Source organism: Aeromonas sp. QDB03 (genome assembly GCF_027707985.1).
Classification (GTDB): domain Bacteria; phylum Pseudomonadota; class Gammaproteobacteria; order Enterobacterales; family Aeromonadaceae; genus Aeromonas; species Aeromonas hydrophila.
The window spans coordinates 914,840-932,735 of sequence record NZ_JAPCJG010000002.1 but is presented as its reverse complement, the minus strand read 5'-3'; the positions used below and the strand labels follow the sequence as shown (position 1 = coordinate 932,735).

The window sequence follows — 17,896 nt, the reverse complement described above, 5'->3', positions numbered from 1 at the left end:
GCTTTTATGACAGTCAGCCCGGCGGCCGGGCTGACTGTCGAGGGGGACTGGCTTACGACTGCGGTGCGGGGGCTTCCTGCTGCTGGCGGGCAGGGGGCTTGCCCAGCATGCCGAGCAGGGCGCCCCCCATGATGAGAGCGCCGGCCAGCAGGTGACGGGGGGTCAGCTGCTCGCCATTGAGCAGCACCAGCAGCAGCGTGCTCAGCAGCGGCGTCAGATAGGCCAGTGCCCCGATCCGGCGTGGATCCCCGTCTCGCAGCGCCAGATACCAGGTGACGAAAGCCGCCCCCATGGGGCCGAGCGCCAGCCCGATGATGAGGCCCCAGTCACCGGCCGGGATGCGGGCCACCGGCAGCGGTCCCTCCAGCAGCCAGGCCAGCAGCAGCGCCAGCAGCCCGGCGGGCAGGCAGGCCGCCGCCGTCATTACCGCCGGGGCCGGCGGCAGCCGGCGCGAGAGCACCGAGTAGGCGCCCCAGACGATGGCGGCCCCCAGCGCCAGCAGATAGCCCGGCAGATAGGCCTGTTGCAGCTGCAGCTCGCCGTTCACCATCACCAGCACCGAGCCGGCTAGACCCAGGGCGCCGGCCAGCAGATGACGGCCGTGCAGCGGGTGACCGGGCAGCAGCAATGGGGTGAACAAGATGATGCACAATGGCCACAGGTAGTTGATGAGGTTCGCCTCCAGCACGGGGGCGTGGCGAAAGCTCATGAACAGCAGCAGGTGGTAGAGCAGCAGGGCGCTGATGGTCACCAGCCAGTTGACCGGACGAGCCCGCCACTGACGCCAGAACGGCAGGGCACCCGCCCCGCAGAAAAACAGCACCAGCCCCACCAGCACCAGCGGCGACACGCTGGTCACCCGGGAGGTGAGCGCCGCCAGCGAGGCCCACAGCACTATGGTCAGCAGCGCCAGCCCGGTGGACTTGTCCCACCACGAAGCAGCAGACATCCAACACTCCTTTGCAGATGAATGAACAAAAAGAGGGCCAGTCTAGCAGACCGGCCCTCCCTGGGCATAAAGTGTTGCCCTTCATTTACCGGTGGCGGGGATGCCTGTTCTCACGCCACGGAGTATTGCAAGATTGCGGACCGCCATGGTCATCAGGGACTCAGTTTGAGCAGGCGTCTCTGACCTGAGTCCGTCAGCAGATAAAGCGCGCCGTCGGGTCCTTCCTTGATGGTGCGGATCCGCTCTCCCAGCTCGGTGAGCAGCCGCTCTTCACCGATGATCTTGTCCCCCGCCAGCTGCAGTCGTACCAGAGCCTGGCCACGCAGGGCGCCGATCAGCAGATTGCCCTGCCAGCCTCGAAACAGCTCGCCCTGATAGAAGATCATGCCTGATGGGGCGATGGAGGGCACCCAGACCCACTTGGGGGGCGTCATCCCGGGGGCCTCGCTGCCAGAACCGATCTTGCCGCCGCCATACTCCTCGCCGAAGGTCACCTTAGGCCAGCCATAGTTGTCACCGGGCAGGATGAGATTGACCTCGTCCCCGCCCTGGGGGCCGTGCTCGTGGGCCCAGAACTGCTGGCTGCCGGGGCGCAGGGCGGCCCCCTGCATGTTGCGATGACCCAGGCTCCAGATCTCCGGTAGGGCGCCGGGTGTCTTGACGAAGGGGTTGTCGGCGGGGATCCGGCCATCCTTGTGCAGGCGTACCGTCTTGCCGAGGTGGTTGTCGAGGGACTGGGCCTGCTCCCGCTCGCTGAAGCGATCACCCAGGGTGATGAAGAGGTAGCCATCCTCCGTCAGCAGCAGCCTCGATCCGAAGTGAGCGCCCCCGGCGACCTTGGGCTGCTGACTAAACAGCCGTTGCCAGTCGACGAGCACATCCTTTTGCAGCCGGGCCCGGCCCACGGCGGTTCCGGCCCCGCCGTTGCCTGGCTCGCTGTAGCTGAGATAAACCCAGCCATCGTCATCCAGGGCGAGATCGAGCAGGCCACCCTGACCTGTAGCGGCAATTGCCGGCAGTCCCCGGATGGAGTGGTGTTCGCCAGTTGCGTCTATGCGCAGCAGCCGGCCGGGCCGCTCGCCGACTAGCCATTCGCCATCGGGCAGGATAACCAGCCCCCAGGGGTGGCTCAGCCCCTCTGCCAGCGGGGTCAGGGTCAGAGCCCGCAGCGGAGTTACCAGACAGATCAGCAGCAGGGTGAGCAGTCGCAACATGGTGTCCCTCTCTCAAATCGGGCCTGTGTCCAAATCGGGTCGGTGCGTCGCCAAAACGCCGCTGAAGTATAGGGGCAAGAAAAACCTGAGGCACAACAAGCTGCTGCGTCATCGGTGTGCATACACTTCATGCTGTCTGCGCAGCATTGGCAGGGTTGGCAAACCACAGTCCAGGTCGGCGCACCGCGGCAATTCGCTCTCCCAGGGAGCATGGAGGAGTCACATGTCATCATTCGCATCGGCGCCCAGGCGCCTTCTTCCCGATTTGCTGGCCGGCATCACCGCGGCGGCGGTGGTGCTGCCCAAGGCCATGGCCTACGCCACAGTGGCCGGGCTGCCGGTGGCGATCGGTCTTTACACTGCGTTCGTGCCCATGCTGATCTACGCGCTGCTGGGCTCCTCCCGGGTGCTCAGCGTCAGCTCCACCAGCACCCTGGCGATCCTGACCGCTACCCAGCTCGGGCTGGTGGTGCCGGATGGCGATCCCGGCAGGTTGATCACGGTGACGGCCACCCTGACCCTGCTGGTCGGCGCCATGCTGCTGCTGGCGGCTGTGCTGCGGCTAGGTTTTGTGGCCAACTTCATCTCGCTACCGGTGCTGGTGGGGTTCAAGAGCGGCATAGGGCTGGTCATCATCCTCGATCAGTTGCCCAAGTTGTTCGGGGTACATATCCAGAAGGAGAACTTCTTTCTGGATCTCTACCATCTGGGACAGGCTCTGCCCCATACCTCCTGGCTGACGCTGGGTGTCGCCCTCGTTACCCTGGTGGTGCTGGTGGTCATGGAGTGGCGTTTTCCCCATTCGCCCGCACCCCTGCTGGGGGTGAGTCTCGGCATAGCGCTGGTATGGGGCTGGGGTCTGAACGAGGCTGGGGTTGCCATTGTCGGCGCCATTCCCACCGGCCTGCCCAGTGTGACCATGCCGGACTTGACCCTGGTACTGCAGCTGTTGCCGGGGGCGGCGGGCATTGCGCTGATGAGTTTCACCGAGACCATCGCCGCCGGCCGGGCCTTCGTCGGGAAGGAAGAGCCCGAGATCAACCCGAACCGCGAGCTGGTGGCCACCGGGTTGGCCAACCTGGGAGGCTCCCTGTGTGGCAGCATGCCGGCAGGGGGCGGCACCTCCCAGACGGCAGTGGTACGTTCCGTCGGCGGCATGAGCCAGCGGGCTTCCGTGGTCACCGCCGTGATGGCGCTGGCGACCATGATTTTTCTCGCTCCGCTGCTCTCCTGGCTGCCGAGCGCCACTTTGGCGGTGGTGGTCATCGTCTATTCGGTGGGGCTCATTCAGCCGGGAGAGTTTCGCAAGATAGGGCAGATCCGGATGATGGAGTTTCGCTGGGCCGTCATTGCCTGCCTGGGGGTGCTGCTGTTCGGTACCCTGGAAGGCATAGTGGTGGCGATCCTGGCCTCCTTGCTGGGGCTGGCCAGCCAGACGGCGCAGCCGCCGCTCCATGTGATTGGCCGCAAGCCCGGTGAGGATGTGCTGCGCCCGCTGGCGGCCCGCCACCCGGATGACGAGACCATTCCGGGCCTGCTGATCCTGCGACCGGAGGGGCGCCTCTTCTTCATCAATGTGCAGCATGTGGCGGCCGGGATGCGCGAATTGATCGCGCGCCATCAACCCCGGGTGGTGGTGCTCGATATGAGCCGGGTACAGGATGTGGAGTATTCGGCTTTGATGATGCTGATGGAAGGGGAGCAGCTGGCCAGATCCAAGGGGGTTACGCTCTGGCTGGCCGGACTCAATCCCGGGGTGCTCGAGAATGTGCGCCGCAGTGGCTTGGCTGCCCAGCTGGGGGAGAGCCGCATGCTGTTCAATGCCAGGGCCGCCATCCGTCAATACCAGCAGAATCAGGGGTGAGCACAGACTCACCCCTGCCGCTGTCTAGAAGGGTTCCGGGATAAAGCGGAACGGGTGCTCAGAGGGTTTGACCTTGCCTATCTTGCGTTTGGGCAGCTTGATGGGCTCGGCCGGGAGATCCTGATAGGGAACGTGGGCCAGCAGGTGGGAGATGATGTTGAGCCGCACCTTCTTCTTGTCCTCGGAGCGGGCCACGAACCAGGGGGCCCAGGCGGTGTCGGTGGCGGTGAACATGGCGTCCCGTGCCCGGGTGTAGTCATCCCAGCGATCGAATGATTTGATGTCCATGGGGGAGAGCTTCCAGATCTTGCGGCCATCGTCGATGCGATCCCGCAGTCGCCGCTCCTGCTCGTCGGGGGTTACCTCCAGCCAGTACTTCAGCAAAATGATGCCGGAGTCGACCATGGCCTGCTCCACCATGGGAACCCCGGCCAGAAACTTGTCGCTCGCCTCCTCACTGCAAAAGCCCATGACGCGCTCCACGCCGGCCCGGTTGTACCAGCTGCGATCGAAGATGACGATTTCGCCTGCTGCGGGCAGATGCGGGATATAGCGTGGGAAGTAGAGCTGGCTCTTCTCCCGCTCGGTGATCGCCTTGATGGTGCCCCCCTTGCCAGCGCCGTCGCGCCCCTCGAACACGATGCAGACCTTGAGCCCCTTGTGCACCACCCACTGTTGCAGTTTCACCAGCTCCACGTGCAGGCGACGCAACTCCTTCTCGTATGCCTTGTTGCCAAGGGGCTGCTGTGCGTCGGCCACGGCCGGCTGTTCTATTTTGCTTTTTTTGTTGTTACCCATGATGCCCTTCTTTTTGTCCCAAACGGATTAGAGTGCGACCGTCATCCCGGACGGCGCATTTCAAGCGTAGATGAGGGTTTTTCGGGCATGGGGATAGAGAAGACAAAGGGAGGCCATCATCTGACGCAGGGCGTAGGGGAAAGGCGGCCTTGGCCTGAAACGAGCAAGGGGTTGGTATCATGATGATACCAACCCCTTGTTTTATATGGCGCTCCCGACTGGAGTCGAACCAGTGGCCTGTCCCTTAGGAGCCAAGGTAGGTAGTGTTTCAGAAGGTTTTATAAAGTTGAATTTATGATGGCAACCTATTGTTTTTAATGTTTATTTTTCTTGTTGTGGGTTTCAGCTAGTTTCATGAAGTCTCACCCTATATCATGTTTGCTGTGGTACCCCAAGTGGTACCCCAAACAGGGGGGAGAGAATGCTATGGCAAGAAAACCGGTAACGCAGGATCGAGAGATCCCCTCATTGATTTTGCAAGGGGAGGCTTCGATTACCCGCTATGCGGTGAAATCTCCCCATGGCGGTGGATTAGCTATTGAGGTTAGGGCAGGGAAAAGCAAGCGGTTTGTCTATCGTTATCGGATTGCTGGTACTCAGGCGACAGTTGTTCTGGGTAATTACCCGGCGTTGTCGTTGGCGCGAGCCAGGCTTGAGCATGCAGAGCTGGCTGCCTTAGTAAAGAAAGGGATAGATCCACGCAAGCATGTTGCTAGTGAAAAGGCTAAAAATGAAACCGCCCTGACGATGGATGAGTTACTTGGGCGATGGCTCGATGCACAACGTATTGCTCAGGTCGTCAAACCCAAGACCCTCCAATGTCATCAGGATCGTTGGAATCGTCATCTCAAGAAGACCCTCGGCAATATTCGTTTAATCGATCTGACTCGTGCACACCTGGCACAAGCGTTAGAGATAACTCGGCGTGCAACAAAAGACGAAACCCGTAAGGGGTTGGGAACGCTGAACCAGATGTTGGATTATGCGGTGGTTCACTGCCTTATCGAGGCCAACCCTGCGAGACTGTTGCGGCCCAAGGATTTTGGTGCCAGTGCTGGTTCGCCAAGAGAGAGATGGCTGACAGTCCCCGAATTGCGCAGGCTATGGAAAGCGATTGATGAGGATCTTGGCAGTGGTGGTAGCTTGGCGGCTGGAGGGCGTGGCGTTTCTCGCCATGCCACTATTTCTCTACCAGCAGCGAATGCGATCAAGCTATTGATACTGACCGGATGTCGTAGAGGTGAAGTCGCTAATATGCGTTTTTCACATATTAGAGATGATATCTGGACGATCCCTGATACTAAGAATGGAAAGCCACATTCGGTATTCTTATCTCGACAGGCGAAAGCACTGATTGATGAACAGGCACTATATGTAAACGGTGACTTCGTTTTTGAATCAGATAGACCTAAAAGTGACGTAATCGAACCAATTTTAGTTGACTCGATAACCAGAGCTTTAAGGCGATTTATTTCTCGCTCTTTATCTGACATGGAACCATTTACCGTACATGATTTACGGCGTAGTGCTGCAACAAATTGGGCTGAGAGATTAGATGCAGAAGAGAGAGTGATTGAATTATGTCTTAATCATATCCCACTCAATAAGTTGGTTAGAACCTATCATCGGTCGCGACATGACGATAAGAAAAAAATGCTATGGCAACGCTGGGGCGAATTGGTTGAACTTGAGGTAGCAAATGAGCCGCAAAAAAATAATAATCATGGGAATGTTATTGAATTCATCAAAAAAGTAAAATAAAAAGGCGGACTAGTGTCCGCCTTTTTTTATTTGTTCATATTCTGTTTGTATCAATCTAATTATTACTTCATTTTTTCTTCTGTCAGTTTTAATGCAAATTTCATCTAACATGCTAATTATTTTTTCTGGCAAGACAACGCTAACTGATTTTTTTCCATTGTTTTTGTCTCGAAAATATTTCTGTGACCAAGCCGATTTCATTTTCCTAAGCATCAGTTCTCTGGCTGGAGGTATTTCATTTAGTAGATCAAAAAGTGTGATAATGCAGTCTTGAATTGTCGAAGAATTATCCCTATTGATGAACCATACTGGAGGTCTATTACTTCCTGTTTTTATATTTTCAAACAAATAACTCCATGCCCATTCATTATCACATTTATCTACCCACAATTTCACATCAATTTTTTGACTTGCGATTTGCCATTTGTTTTTTAAAATAGCAATATCTATTATTTTTTGTTCATTAGTCGTGTTGATTATGTCAAAAAAAGAGATGATACAATTTTTTTTGCTGGCATTGTTGGTTGGTGAGAGGTCAAGATTAAAAATATTATACATATGCAGTGTGTTGGGTAAATCAAATGCACCATCTATTCTGACGCCTATATCCATAGTCGAAGGCGACAGAACGGGGTATGTAGTTAAAGAGCGTATGTATGCCCACACGTAATTACACAAACGATCGTTTTTTGTATCTATCCAACTGAAAATTGTTTCGTTTATACACTCATGTTTAATGCTGTTTATTATTAATTCTAGAGGGAGAGGGGCAACTTTTCCTTCATAACTTCTAAGGGGAGAATTAATTTCACAATTAGCTCTCTCTATAAGGATGCTGCTGTTATTGGATAGGTGGCTAATTATATCCGCATCACTTACTGATAAGAAAATGTCTTTATTTAATAATCTGAGAGCGAACTCCCTTTCTCTTTTAGATAAAGAAATGGGGGGCGATATTTCTAAATCAGTGTTTTCACATATTGTTGGCATAACCTTATCAGCTCCAAACAAACTCATTACTAAGTAATTTTGTTTTTGTTTTCAGATGTTTTATGGTTGTTTTTTAACCCTTCCTTGAGTGATTTGCAATGTCTTTGTGTCATTTTATTTATCTTTTTAAAGGTATTGTTTATGTACTTTTGTCCACCATAAGCCTACTTTCTTGGGCTTTTCTGAAGGTAGTGAAGGCCTACGGTGTTGGGGGGGAATGGCAGAAATCTCTATCAACGGACAAGTTGATGGGCGCTCTCGGGTTATCACTGAGGTCTGATAGAGGGGGCGACACGATTTTAATCGGATGCTAATGATAGGCGCACTAGGCTTGCCAAAATACAACCACTAGGCACTCGAGTGTCTATGCCACTAATTGGGTCACTTGATCCTCTGTGAGGAGATCACAAAGAGATGCCTATAGCTGGTGAATGTTGGGTAATGATATCTGGAGCGCTAAGGTTGAATACATGGCATAAGTTACATGAAGCCATCACCCGTAATAACCAATGTAGAGGAATGGCTAATCTGTTGGTTCGAGTGAAACTCTTCATGTATACCGTGTCGTCTCTCCCTAGGAATAGCTATGAAACAGTTTAGCTTAGCTCATCAAGTTGGTGCCTCAGATCTGCTAATGAGATGTAGACCCGTGCCTTTTAAATTCTCTCTTGGGTAACAGAATGTGATCAATTTACGTTTTCTGTTTCGCTATGTTTTTACGCGAGCACCACGTCTTATGGACGACAAAGGAGCTCATCATGAAACTACTAAAATTGAAAGCTGTCATCGCAATGACATCACTGTCTAAGGCATCAGTTTATCGTCAGATGAAGGCCGGGAAATTCCCAGCGTCAGTTAATGTCGGCCCAAGATCTGTGGCTTGGGTTAGCTCTGAAATAGAGTCATGGATTGAAGGAAAAATAAATCTTCGTTAGGGCTAATTTCTGACGAGTAATTGAAATGAATTAGCTCGTTGCTCAGGCTAGAAGTCTTGTCCTATCAGGGGGCAGAGTTATTTGGTTGGTTTGACATTCAATGCTTTAGTGTCGGCAATAGTAATATATAAATAAATGGTTCAAATCAACAAATAGTAAAGCTGCGTACTCAAGTATGCAGAACGACAGTACAAACATGTGGATGTTATTACCATCAACATACCGAAATCCATAACGCCTCATATCGCTAAGTTGATAGCACCGTTTCAAACCTTCAATGAAAGTGTGCTAGTGCACACTTGCAAACTGCTACCTTAATTTTAATGCAGGCATACATTCTCAGCATGTGGCCATGCTTTTATTTATGGAGTTTAATATGTTCGACACTCTTAATGAATATCGAGTGGCGGCTGAACGCCACTATCAGAAAAATGGATATACTTTCGATAAGGATAACCTGAGTAAAATTGTTGCTGTGATGAATGATGCTTTTACTCAATACTCTAGGGTGTTTGCTTTTCGAGTTGATTTTCATTTTGAACAACACACTGGCGTTGGAATGTATTTAGTCTTAAAGCCTGAATCGGGCTCAAGGATACTTAAGGCGTTCTTTTCAAGGCTTAAATGGCTCATTGATCGCGATGAGTCAGAACGACGTTATGAAGGCAAGAGGGTTCATTCGACTGAGATTAGATACGTTTGGGCTAGGGAGCAAACAGCCGATGCTCCCTGTCCTCACTATCACATGATGATTTTTTTGAATAGGGATGCTTACTACAAATTAGGGAATTATGAATCTGAAAGAATGAACCTTGCTAATAAAATAAGAGTGGCGTGGCACAGCGCTGTGTATGATGAAAATATCAATCTGCAAGATTGTAAAAGAATGGGACTGGTGCATTTCCCCGAGAATGCTGAGTATCTCATTGAGCGGAATGATACCGAGTCACTCAAGAAGATGCTTGTGCGGGCAGCCTATCTTGCTAAAAGCGAGACTAAGAGGCGCGGAGAACGTTACCGCTGTTTCGGGGGGAGTAACATTTGAAGGCTTATTGGTGTTGATAAGAGACTTTTACTGCAGCTTTAGATGGCATCTGATCCGGGAGTTTCTGCTCCCGGATCTGTTAAGCTAACCCTCATTTGTTATCGCATCAGTTGGAGTAACCCATGGCAGCCTATTCCCCACCCTTCACCCTGACCCACGCCATGTTGAGTCGGGTGGCGGAGATCGCCGAGTTGGTGGGGCAGTGGCGGTTTGCTCAGAGCTCCCAGGTGCCGATGCTGCGTCGAGAGAACCGGATCCGCACTATCCAAGCCTCCTTGGCGATTGAGCACAACACACTGAGTGTTGAACAGGTGACGGCAGTGATTGAGGGAAAGACGGTGCTTGGGCTTCCACGGGAAATCCAAGAAGTCCGTAATGCGTTCGCGGCCTATGAAGCAATGCCTGATTGGGATCCGGCTTCCGCTGATGATCTACTCGGTGCTCACAGACTCCTGATGCGTGGACTCTGTGATGATGCGGGTCACTGGCGTAGCGGTGGTGTAGGTATCTATCGAGGCGAGCAGTTAGTACATATGGCTCCCCCTGCGAACCAGGTCCCTCGTCTGATGGGACAGCTATTGACTTGGCTGGCTGAGACCGAGGCTCATCCGCTGATCGCTTCCTGTGCCTTGCATTATGAGTTGGAGTTTATTCATCCCTTTGCGGATGGAAATGGTCGGATGGGACGTTTATGGCAGACGGTGATCTTGAACCGCTGGCAGCCTGTCATGGCATTCTTACCCGTGGAGACGGTCATTAAGGTACGGCAAGATCACTACTATCAGCAGCTAAGTCAGGCTGATAGTCGCAGTGATTGTACCGAGTTCATCCTCTTTTTACTGGAAGCACTGCGCGATGCGCTGGCCCAAGCGATTGCGATTCAACCTGCAGCAGTATCACCTCATCAGGAGAAAACGCGGGTAGAAATGAAGGTTGAAACGCAGGTAGAAAAGCGGGTCAAAACCCCCCATGCCATCTTGGCGGAACTGACGGCTGAGCCGACCATAACGCTCAAGCAAGTCGCAGAGCGGATTGGCAAATCGACCAGTACAGTGGAGAGAGCTGTTGCCATGCTGGTCAAAGACGGGAGATTACGTTTTGTTGGGCCGCGTAAGAACGGACGTTGGGAGATATTGGATCCTGAGGCGTAAACCATCTAGCTCCGGAGCTCACTGACTCAGGACTACCTCGCGACCGGCAGGTCCTCCCAGCGGGTGGTGTAACAGGGGCTCAAGTGTTCTTGCCGCATCATCCACTCGGCTGACCCCGTGCCTTGACTGGCAAAGCCTACGCGCCCCAATCCCTTGGCTTTTATCTGGTCCATCACTGCCACCAGCGCGTCCGATTGAGCGGAGGACGGGGCAAACAGATCGGCCTGTTGCTGCCCCTTGGGGAGTGCCAGACTCAGCCAAGCGACTGAGCCATCTGCAAACGTCCTGGTTACAGCAGGTGGCGAGTTGGCCAGAGCTGGATGCTGCCTGCGCACGAATGAACCCGCGTAGATGTGAACTTTGGTCACTGACCATGTTGAATGACATCTTGCGTGGACGACAGGCGCTATTTCGGCTCTGCTCGCCCCGTCGGAAGAAAACGCTTTGTTGGGTACGAATGTCGCTTGCGCCATCCGCACCCGATCAACCAGCATTCACCGCATTGATTGAGGTCACAGGCTCCAAGGTGGGGCGGGTGTCACGCTACTGGGTGCGTCGTCTCTATCGCCATCTTTCGGCTCACCCCATAAAGCCTGGAAACCGGCCCTGATAGTTACCCGCTTCCCTGAATAGGTCAATGCACCGATTGCCGATGCAAACGAGGGTGCTGCCTGTTTTTGCTACATGTTTATACATTCAGTATCGTTCATTGCCCTGGGGCGCGATTTAATGGGCAACCGAACGGTCATCTGGCTGCGTCGGTTGGTGAGAGAGGCATTTCATGACAGCAATCAAAAAAAGTTCGGCCCTCAATGGGGTGGCATGTGGTTACCTGTGGCAACTGTTGCGCACCATTCCCTCCGTGTATTTGCAGATGCGCGAGATGGAGCCCCACCAACTGGGCGAGTTTGAGCTGAGCCCTCAGGAGCTTGCCAGCCGGCAGGCACTGTTGAAGTTGCTCAAGACCCGTGCCGCCGCTCCCAAACCCGCCTGTCTCTGGCACAACTGCGAGTTGCTCGATCGGCAGGTCGGTGAAAATTCGCCCCTCAGCCTGGCCCTCTTGCGCTTTATCGCTATCTACACCTTGCATTCTGGTCTGCAGCAGATGATTGAAGAGGCTGGTGATGCCGACAGGCAGGGTAGCCGCTTGCCGCTGCTGGCGGCGATGATCGGCTTTTCGCCAGAGGCACTGCGTCACTACCTCAGCGGTGCCAACTGGATGGGGGAAGTCGCCTTTCTCTATCGTGAGGCGGACTCTTTGTTGGGGGTGAATATCAACATGGATCTGCTGTTGGCTGAAAAGCTGCTGACCCAGACGCTGCAAAAACCGGTTGAGTTGATCTCCGATGTGCTCGAGGAGATGCCCCCCAGCCAGCTAACGCTGGACGATTACGGCCATATGCAGCTTGGCGCTCTTGTCGAGCATGCGGGCATGCTCGATCAGCAGATGCCGTCAGGCTGGAACGCCCTGCTATGGGGAAAACCGGGCACCGGCAAGACGCAGCTTGCCTGTCTGCTGGCAGGACTGGCCAACCTGACACTCTATACCTTGCGCAGTGAAGAGGGTGCCAACACCTTTCGCCGAAACGGTATGCAGAGCCGGGTGAGTGAACTGTTGCTGGCCCAGCGCCTGCTTGGGCGCAATGGTTCCTGCATGTTGCTGGTCGATGAGGGGGACGATCTCCTGATGAGCGGCACCATCGCCAAAAACAGACGCCACCAATTGCTGGAAGATAACCCGGTCCCGGTCATCTGGACCACCAATGATGTGGCGAGTATTGATGCCGCCTGTCTGCGCCGCTTCAACTGGTTGCAGCAATTCGAATTTCCCAATCCAGACACCCGCATCCGTCTGTTTACCAAGGCAGTGCGGGGTCTGGGGATCACCCGGCAGCAGATCGCACAGTGGGCTGAGCGTACCTGGTTGTCACAGGCCGATATCCAGAGAGTGGCCAGTCTGATGCACAGTCTCGGGCTCAAGCGCAAGGATGCAGCAGATGCCATTGAGCACTGGCTGGATCAGCGTGAGCGTGCATTTAACATCGAGCCGGATGAGTGCTCCGGCAATCCGATTGGCAAAAGGGCAGGGGGGAAATCAGAGACAAAAGCGGCGGCTTGCGCTTACCGAATGGAGGGCGAGTTTGACGCAGGTTTGCTCAACCTGCGAGGACGTGACGGCCAGCTCCAGCAGGATATCGATATCGCCGAGCTGATGGCATCACTCAGCCAGGCAAGAGAGGGCAGTATCTTGCTGCATGGCCTGCCGGGCACCGGCAAAACGGCGCTGGTTCACCACCTGGGCAAGCAGCTTGGCTGCGAGGTGGTACAGAGGCTGGGCTCGGAACTGCTACACAAATATGTGGGGGAATCCGAACAGGCGATGGCGCTGGCGTTTGCCGAGGCCAGGGATCGTAACGCCATCTTGTTCCTAGATGAGGTAGATAGCCTGTTGACGGACCGCCGCAGCCATCACCAGGCCTGGGAAACGAGCCAGGTCAACGAGCTGTTGCAGCAGATAGAGCGCTTCGATGGCATGCTGGTGGTGGCGACCAACTTCCTCGACCGTCTCGATACGGCGGTTGCCCGGCGTTTTGACTACCAGCTTGAACTCTGCCCGTTGCTGCCGGCACAACTCTATGGCGCCCTTAAGGGTTGTGTCGATAAGGCAACCTTGCGCGAGCTTGGCTCATCCCTGCTCGGTCTGGGGGCCGTGACTCTCGGTGATATAGCTGTTCTCAAGCGCCGCCAGCGCCTGCAAAGGCGCAAGCTGGGAGCTGCCGAAATTCTGGGGATCCTGAAGAAACTGATCGCAGGCCGAGAGCGTGGTAATGCCAGGCCGATAGGCTTTTTGCAGGACAGCCCGATGGTTTGCCAAGGCTAAATCAACCCTGACATGGGGCAAGTGGGCACGCCCTGCTTGCCTCTCAATTAGAAAAAATGTCAACCAAAGCGTTCATCTTTAGATATTTAAATGTTTTTTCACTGTTATTGAAAAACGAGACCACGAGCAGTAGTGTGTGTCAATCTGGCTGGATAGATATGCATAAATCTCGATTTTTATGTAATCACATTCACAAATAAGGAAGGTATATGGTTCCTGTCGATATATTAGAGCAACTCTATAAATCTGACTTGCAATTTATTCTTAGGGCGAATGGCTTCACCGGCACCGGAAACAAGCATGAATTAATTGAGCGAGTGCTCGCTTCGTTGTCTCTCTCGCAAGCCTTAAATAGGCTAACCTTTACTGATATTAAAGCGTTGTGTTCTTTTTTTGATGTTAAATATCAGGGCAAGCAGACATCTATATCATCGCTCTGTGATCTTTGTGGCGAATCATCTAATGGAAATAAAACCACCAATGACATGCATGATGAAATATCATCCATTCATAAAGAACTAAATAATATCGTCGGTTTAGTTGGTGTTAAAGGGAAAATAAAAGAGCTCATTGCATTTAGTACTGTTCAACAGAAAAGAAAAAAGTTGGGCCTAGAGTCTGTTTCAGTTGGTAGGCATATCGTGTTCACTGGTAACCCAGGAACAGGTAAAACAACAGTAGCTAGGATTATTGGCAGATTATTCAAAGCTTATGGATTGGTGAGTCAGGGAGGATTCAGAGAAGTCAAGCGTTCAGATCTTGTTGGGGAATATATTGGAAAGTCAGAAAAAATTACCAGCAAAATTCTTGAGGAGGCTAAGGGAGGGGTTCTCTTCATTGATGAGGCATATGCTTTAGCGGGCGAAAAAAATGACTTCGGCAAGGTTGTAATTGAAACTCTCATGGTTGCTATGGAAAATTACCGTGATGATATTGTGATTATTGTTGCAGGTTATAAAGAAGAAATGGAGCAGTTTTTGAATATGAACCCTGGCCTTAAATCTCGGTTCAATTTTTTCATTGAGTTCGATGATTATAATGATGAAGAATTAGTCAATATAGTCAAGGTGATGGCCGAAGAAAATGACTACTCATTAGAGAAAGAACTGGAAATGGCATTGCTGGATAAATTTTCAAACTGCAGAAATTCCACTGACAAGTTCGCGAATGGCCGTCTTGCCAGAAATTTATTTGAGTCTATGTTATTGAAGCAGGCGATTCGCCTGTCTGAAACTGAAAGCTATGATGACGCCATGTTGCAGCTGTTGACAATAGCTGATTTATAATGGTTTATTTAGTGTCATCTAAATAAGCTAATTCTTCTATTTTTAGGTTCATTGCAGCTTTCCTCGGAAAGCCGCGATGAAGCTAAATTTAGGCCACAGGTAGTGAAAATAGGCGTGGGATAGTTAGTTACCTCTAAATTGCAGCCTTTATTCTTCTAACTCTTGAGCAGATCCGCACCCCTGAGCTTGAAGATGCAACCCTTAGTCACCAACTCGTCCCGGTTTGCCAGCACCAGCGGGTAGAGCCGCGGATGCTGTTCGTGGTCGCCGTTATAGCTCACTTGCATGCGCTCCAGCGCGTAATGCATCAAAGGGATGCGCTGGTTGAGCAGCAGCTTGCCATCTGGCATGGCATAGTCACTGGCAATGATGGCCTGTTGTCCTGCGCTGAGGGTTGGATTGGGGATGACTACCGCAGTGACTTGGGTGTTCCACTCAAGATCCTGATCCCGGCCGTGAGGAGAGGTATCAAGTAGCTCAGTTTCCCCACGAAACCGGCTCATCACAAAATCCAGATATACCCCTTTCTTCTCGCAGTAAGCGCGCACGTGCCAGCGGATCCCGTCATAGACCAGGGTATGGGGCACGATATTGCGGCCGCTTTGCTCCTCTGAGCTGAGGGATACGTAATCGACATCGACCCGCAACTGACCGCGAGCCGCTTGCACCAGACCCCGCACAATCTTGGGGTCGATATGGCGGTTGGGTACATCCAAGATCTCGATATGGCCGTAGCGCAAATCCATCAGCGGCAGGGTCAACAGCCCCGCTTCATGTTGGCGTTGGTGCTGTTTTTCACGATGTAACAGCATCAGGTACTCATCTACTTTTCCTTCACTAAATCGCGGTACGAATTGCTCGGTGGGCTTGTATCCCTTCAGGCTTCGGTCATAGATCAACCCTTCTGGTGAGTAGTGGCTCAGGTAGTGATTGATATCCCGTGATGCTTGCTGGCGGCCGATATTGAAGGCTGTTGTCAGGTGATTGGTGGTCAGCCGTCCTTCCCATTGCAACACGATCTCTAGCAGGCGAAAGCGCAGCGTCTGATCCCAAGTGAGCTCTTTGGGGGGCATATGTGCCCCAAAATGCGACATGTGTATGTAACCAGTATCGGCATGAGTATACAGGCGACATATACTGAGTTAATCACAGTGTGATGAAAAAGATTGTGCTGTCTGTACCACGTTCTACCAGCATATTGCCGAAGTGCAGCTCAACTTCGGTTGCTCTCACAATCACAAGGTCATGCCAGGCTTTGTTGCCAGGCCCTATACCTCAGGGTTTTCGGGATGGTGTAGTACGATTAGGTGTATTTATTTAGTACAAGGGTACCAAGCAGATGAACGTGGTGGAGATTCAAAGGGAGCAGGTAAAGGGATAAGGCAGAGGACGTTGCCACTCTATTCTGCGGCTTACCAGAAATGAAGGTTGAGCTTATTCAGGTGACCGATTGATGGACTTTCAGAATAAAATACCCTTCGCAATTAAGACCGAAACCGGTGCAATTGTCTCGGTCGATGATGTTGAAAGAGGACTTGCAGCCGGTTGTCATTGTCCCAGTTGTAAAGGATTGCTCGTTGCCAGAAAAGGTGAGCAAAACCGCCACTGCTTCGCGCATTACCGTGACAGCAAGGAAAAATGCTTCTACGCCTTTGAAACCAGTGTGCGGTTGATGCTGCGCTCTAAGCTGGAAAGTGTAGTGAAGCTCAATACCCCTGCCCATTACACCTCGTTTGATGGGGTCAAGGAACTGGTTGCTAAGGCCCATGCTGACATTGGCGTTCAATTTGTTCCGCAAGCAGAGACCCATGGTGTTCCGGCAGGGCTATTTCAGTTGATGTCCCGACCAGACTTCCACCTTGCCTTACACTTTCCTGCCGCGCACGAGCCTGTAGGATTGTACCCGCTGTGGCTGGGGCGATTCATTGCCAAACACCCTAAAACAGGCGTTTTGGCTGTTCGTTATAACCAATTTGGCGACTGGATGTTCGATAAGTCTCGCCCGGCAGGGATGGACACGACGACTTTGATGCTGACGATTCTCAGCGAAAATCCCAACTGTCTACATTGGCTCTATCACCCACGCGAGGAGACTGCCCTGCTCGATCTGGAGCAGCTTGCCGAACAGCGACGGCAAGAAGCAGAGGAGAAAGCCAGACAGCAGCAACTAAAACAAGAGCAACTGGAGGAAGCGCGGCGTCAGTATGAGGCAAAGCAAAGGATGCAACGCGAGCACCAAGCGGCGATTACGGCTCAGATGAGATTGGCTGAACAGGAGCGCGCCGCTCAGAGAGCGCGGGACTATGCCGCACAGGCTGCGCAAGACAGCGACAAGACCAGCAATGGGGGGCAGTATCCACGATCTACGCCGACCGCGTGTCGAAATTGCCAACTACAGCACCAACGTCTTGATGCTGACGGCTACTGCTATCGCGAAATTTGCATCAGATCTCGTGCGAAACGAATAGCAAGAGCAGAAAAGGCAGAAGTGTCTACACGGTATTCCTACGCCAGCATGCGAGGTGGCGCAAATGTAAACCGCACTCCCCAGAAACAGACCAACCCCGTTGCCAGTCCGCAACCCGTGAGCGACACGCAACGCCAGTGGTATTCCTCTATCAAACCGGGTTCCTGCCCTCACTGTGGGGGAGATAGAGGCAACGGCCCTAATGGTTGGTGGTGTGAGAAATGTAAATAACCCTTTAAAATTCAATGCTCTTGTGTGTATTGACTGGTGCAGTGCAGGCCAATACCAGACAGATTACGTTCTGTTGGACCGCGTAAGAGCGGACGTTAGGAGGTACTGAATCCTAATGCGTAACCATCTAGCCCGCAACTAACCGACCCAGAACTACCTTACAAACGATGGGTATAACCGGGGCTCTTGGGGCCTACTGTCTCAGGCATGATTGCCGTACAATGCATGCCTGTTATCGCATTTTTGAAGGTCTTTTTTGCCTTGGAATGGATAAGAATGATCCGGATTATGGTGTCTGGAGATGTAGGTAGCTTTCTTAACAAC

Annotated in this window: 14 protein-coding genes and 1 pseudogene; 9 read left to right on the top strand and 6 right to left on the bottom strand. The window is 52.8% G+C overall.

The features are described from left to right. Positions 1–52 precede the first annotated feature (52 nt). Positions 53–949 carry a DMT family transporter gene (locus PG900_RS08975; protein WP_270802759.1) on the bottom strand — a complete coding sequence of 299 codons (897 nt, stop codon included), beginning with the start codon at positions 947–949 and terminating at the stop codon, positions 53–55. A 152-nt stretch (positions 950–1,101) separates the two neighbouring features. Next, positions 1,102–2,163 carry a PQQ-dependent sugar dehydrogenase gene (locus tag PG900_RS08970; protein ID WP_270831305.1) on the bottom strand — a complete coding sequence of 354 codons (1,062 nt, stop codon included), beginning with the start codon at positions 2,161–2,163 and terminating at the stop codon, positions 1,102–1,104. Positions 2,164–2,386: 223 nt separating this feature from the next. Between PG900_RS08970 and PG900_RS08965 the strand changes: the two genes are divergently transcribed. Further along, positions 2,387–4,027 carry a SulP family inorganic anion transporter gene (locus PG900_RS08965; protein ID WP_077095312.1) on the top strand — a complete coding sequence of 547 codons (1,641 nt, stop codon included), beginning with the start codon at positions 2,387–2,389 and terminating at the stop codon, positions 4,025–4,027. 24 nt (positions 4,028–4,051) lie between these two features. On the opposite strand, the gene PG900_RS08960 is transcribed toward PG900_RS08965, so the two are convergent. Further along, a complete protein-coding gene (locus PG900_RS08960; RefSeq protein ID WP_270831304.1) occupies positions 4,052–4,825 on the bottom strand; it encodes a polyphosphate kinase 2 in 774 nt (257 codons plus the stop codon). 426 nt (positions 4,826–5,251) lie between these two features. Here PG900_RS08960 and PG900_RS08955 point away from each other — a divergent pair, with 426 nt between their 5' ends. Further along, the gene (locus tag PG900_RS08955; RefSeq protein WP_270831303.1) at positions 5,252–6,586 is read left to right on the top strand and encodes a tyrosine-type recombinase/integrase; all 1,335 of its coding nucleotides are present in this window, start codon (positions 5,252–5,254) and stop codon (positions 6,584–6,586) included. Positions 6,587–6,595: 9 nt separating this feature from the next. On the opposite strand, the gene PG900_RS08950 is transcribed toward PG900_RS08955, so the two are convergent. Then, the gene (locus tag PG900_RS08950; RefSeq protein WP_270831302.1) at positions 6,596–7,603 is read right to left on the bottom strand and encodes a hypothetical protein; all 1,008 of its coding nucleotides are present in this window, start codon (positions 7,601–7,603) and stop codon (positions 6,596–6,598) included. A 444-nt stretch (positions 7,604–8,047) separates the two neighbouring features. Between PG900_RS08950 and PG900_RS23060 the strand changes: the two are divergent. From PG900_RS23060 to PG900_RS08935, 4 genes and pseudogenes are all read left to right on the top strand, one after another. Further along, positions 8,048–8,176, top strand: a pseudogene (locus PG900_RS23060) (IS630 family transposase); the annotation flags it as partial. Between the two features lie 158 nt (positions 8,177–8,334). Continuing rightward, positions 8,335–8,511 carry a helix-turn-helix transcriptional regulator gene (locus tag PG900_RS08945; RefSeq protein WP_082970001.1) on the top strand — a complete coding sequence of 59 codons (177 nt, stop codon included), beginning with the start codon at positions 8,335–8,337 and terminating at the stop codon, positions 8,509–8,511. Positions 8,512–8,887: 376 nt separating this feature from the next. After that, positions 8,888–9,556, top strand: a complete 669-nt coding sequence (locus PG900_RS08940) for an inovirus Gp2 family protein (RefSeq protein WP_270831301.1) — start codon at positions 8,888–8,890, stop codon at positions 9,554–9,556. Between the two features lie 122 nt (positions 9,557–9,678). After that, entirely contained in the window at positions 9,679–10,707 is a 1,029-nt protein-coding gene (locus tag PG900_RS08935; RefSeq protein ID WP_270831300.1) for a Fic family protein, read from the top strand. A 32-nt stretch (positions 10,708–10,739) separates the two neighbouring features. Here the strand turns inward: PG900_RS08935 and PG900_RS08930 are convergent, their stop codons facing one another. Continuing rightward, positions 10,740–11,180: a DUF4113 domain-containing protein gene (locus PG900_RS08930; RefSeq protein WP_270831299.1), complete on the bottom strand. Its 441-nt coding sequence runs from the start codon at positions 11,178–11,180 to the stop codon at positions 10,740–10,742. A 308-nt stretch (positions 11,181–11,488) separates the two neighbouring features. On the opposite strand from PG900_RS08930, the gene PG900_RS08925 reads away from it, so the two are divergent. Further along, entirely contained in the window at positions 11,489–13,588 is a 2,100-nt protein-coding gene (locus tag PG900_RS08925) for an AAA family ATPase (RefSeq protein WP_065017487.1), read from the top strand. Positions 13,589–13,797: 209 nt separating this feature from the next. Next, positions 13,798–14,874 carry an AAA family ATPase gene (locus PG900_RS08920; protein WP_270831298.1) on the top strand — a complete coding sequence of 359 codons (1,077 nt, stop codon included), beginning with the start codon at positions 13,798–13,800 and terminating at the stop codon, positions 14,872–14,874. 155 nt (positions 14,875–15,029) lie between these two features. Here PG900_RS08920 and PG900_RS08915 read toward each other — a convergent pair whose 3' ends face one another. Continuing rightward, complete coding sequence (locus PG900_RS08915) at positions 15,030–15,947, bottom strand: WYL domain-containing protein (RefSeq protein ID WP_270831297.1); 918 nt, start codon at positions 15,945–15,947, stop codon at positions 15,030–15,032. Positions 15,948–16,327: 380 nt separating this feature from the next. Between PG900_RS08915 and PG900_RS08910 the strand changes: the two genes are divergently transcribed. Next, positions 16,328–17,572, top strand: a complete 1,245-nt coding sequence (locus PG900_RS08910; RefSeq protein ID WP_270831296.1) for a hypothetical protein — start codon at positions 16,328–16,330, stop codon at positions 17,570–17,572. Positions 17,573–17,896 lie beyond the last annotated feature (324 nt).

Excerpts from the sequence above, each read along its gene's own strand:
- PG900_RS08940 (WP_270831301.1), top strand. The coding sequence starts at position 8,888 with ATGTTCGACACTCTTAATGAATATCGAGTGGCGGCTGAACGCCACTAT.
- PG900_RS08970 (WP_270831305.1), bottom strand. The coding sequence starts at position 2,163 with ATGTTGCGACTGCTCACCCTGCTGCTGATCTGTCTGGTAACTCCGCTG.
- PG900_RS08960 (WP_270831304.1), bottom strand. The coding sequence starts at position 4,825 with ATGGGTAACAACAAAAAAAGCAAAATAGAACAGCCGGCCGTGGCCGAC.
- PG900_RS08910 (WP_270831296.1), top strand. The coding sequence starts at position 16,328 with ATGGACTTTCAGAATAAAATACCCTTCGCAATTAAGACCGAAACCGGT.
- PG900_RS08965 (WP_077095312.1), top strand. The coding sequence starts at position 2,387 with ATGTCATCATTCGCATCGGCGCCCAGGCGCCTTCTTCCCGATTTGCTG.
- PG900_RS08925 (WP_065017487.1), top strand. The coding sequence starts at position 11,489 with ATGACAGCAATCAAAAAAAGTTCGGCCCTCAATGGGGTGGCATGTGGT.
- PG900_RS08975 (WP_270802759.1), bottom strand. The coding sequence starts at position 949 with ATGTCTGCTGCTTCGTGGTGGGACAAGTCCACCGGGCTGGCGCTGCTG.
- PG900_RS08950 (WP_270831302.1), bottom strand. The coding sequence starts at position 7,603 with ATGAGTTTGTTTGGAGCTGATAAGGTTATGCCAACAATATGTGAAAAC.
- PG900_RS08915 (WP_270831297.1), bottom strand. The coding sequence starts at position 15,947 with ATGCCCCCCAAAGAGCTCACTTGGGATCAGACGCTGCGCTTTCGCCTG.
- PG900_RS08930 (WP_270831299.1), bottom strand. The coding sequence starts at position 11,180 with ATGGCGCAAGCGACATTCGTACCCAACAAAGCGTTTTCTTCCGACGGG.
- PG900_RS08935 (WP_270831300.1), top strand. The coding sequence starts at position 9,679 with ATGGCAGCCTATTCCCCACCCTTCACCCTGACCCACGCCATGTTGAGT.
- PG900_RS08955 (WP_270831303.1), top strand. The coding sequence starts at position 5,252 with ATGGCAAGAAAACCGGTAACGCAGGATCGAGAGATCCCCTCATTGATT.
- PG900_RS08945 (WP_082970001.1), top strand. The coding sequence starts at position 8,335 with ATGAAACTACTAAAATTGAAAGCTGTCATCGCAATGACATCACTGTCT.
- PG900_RS08920 (WP_270831298.1), top strand. The coding sequence starts at position 13,798 with ATGGTTCCTGTCGATATATTAGAGCAACTCTATAAATCTGACTTGCAA.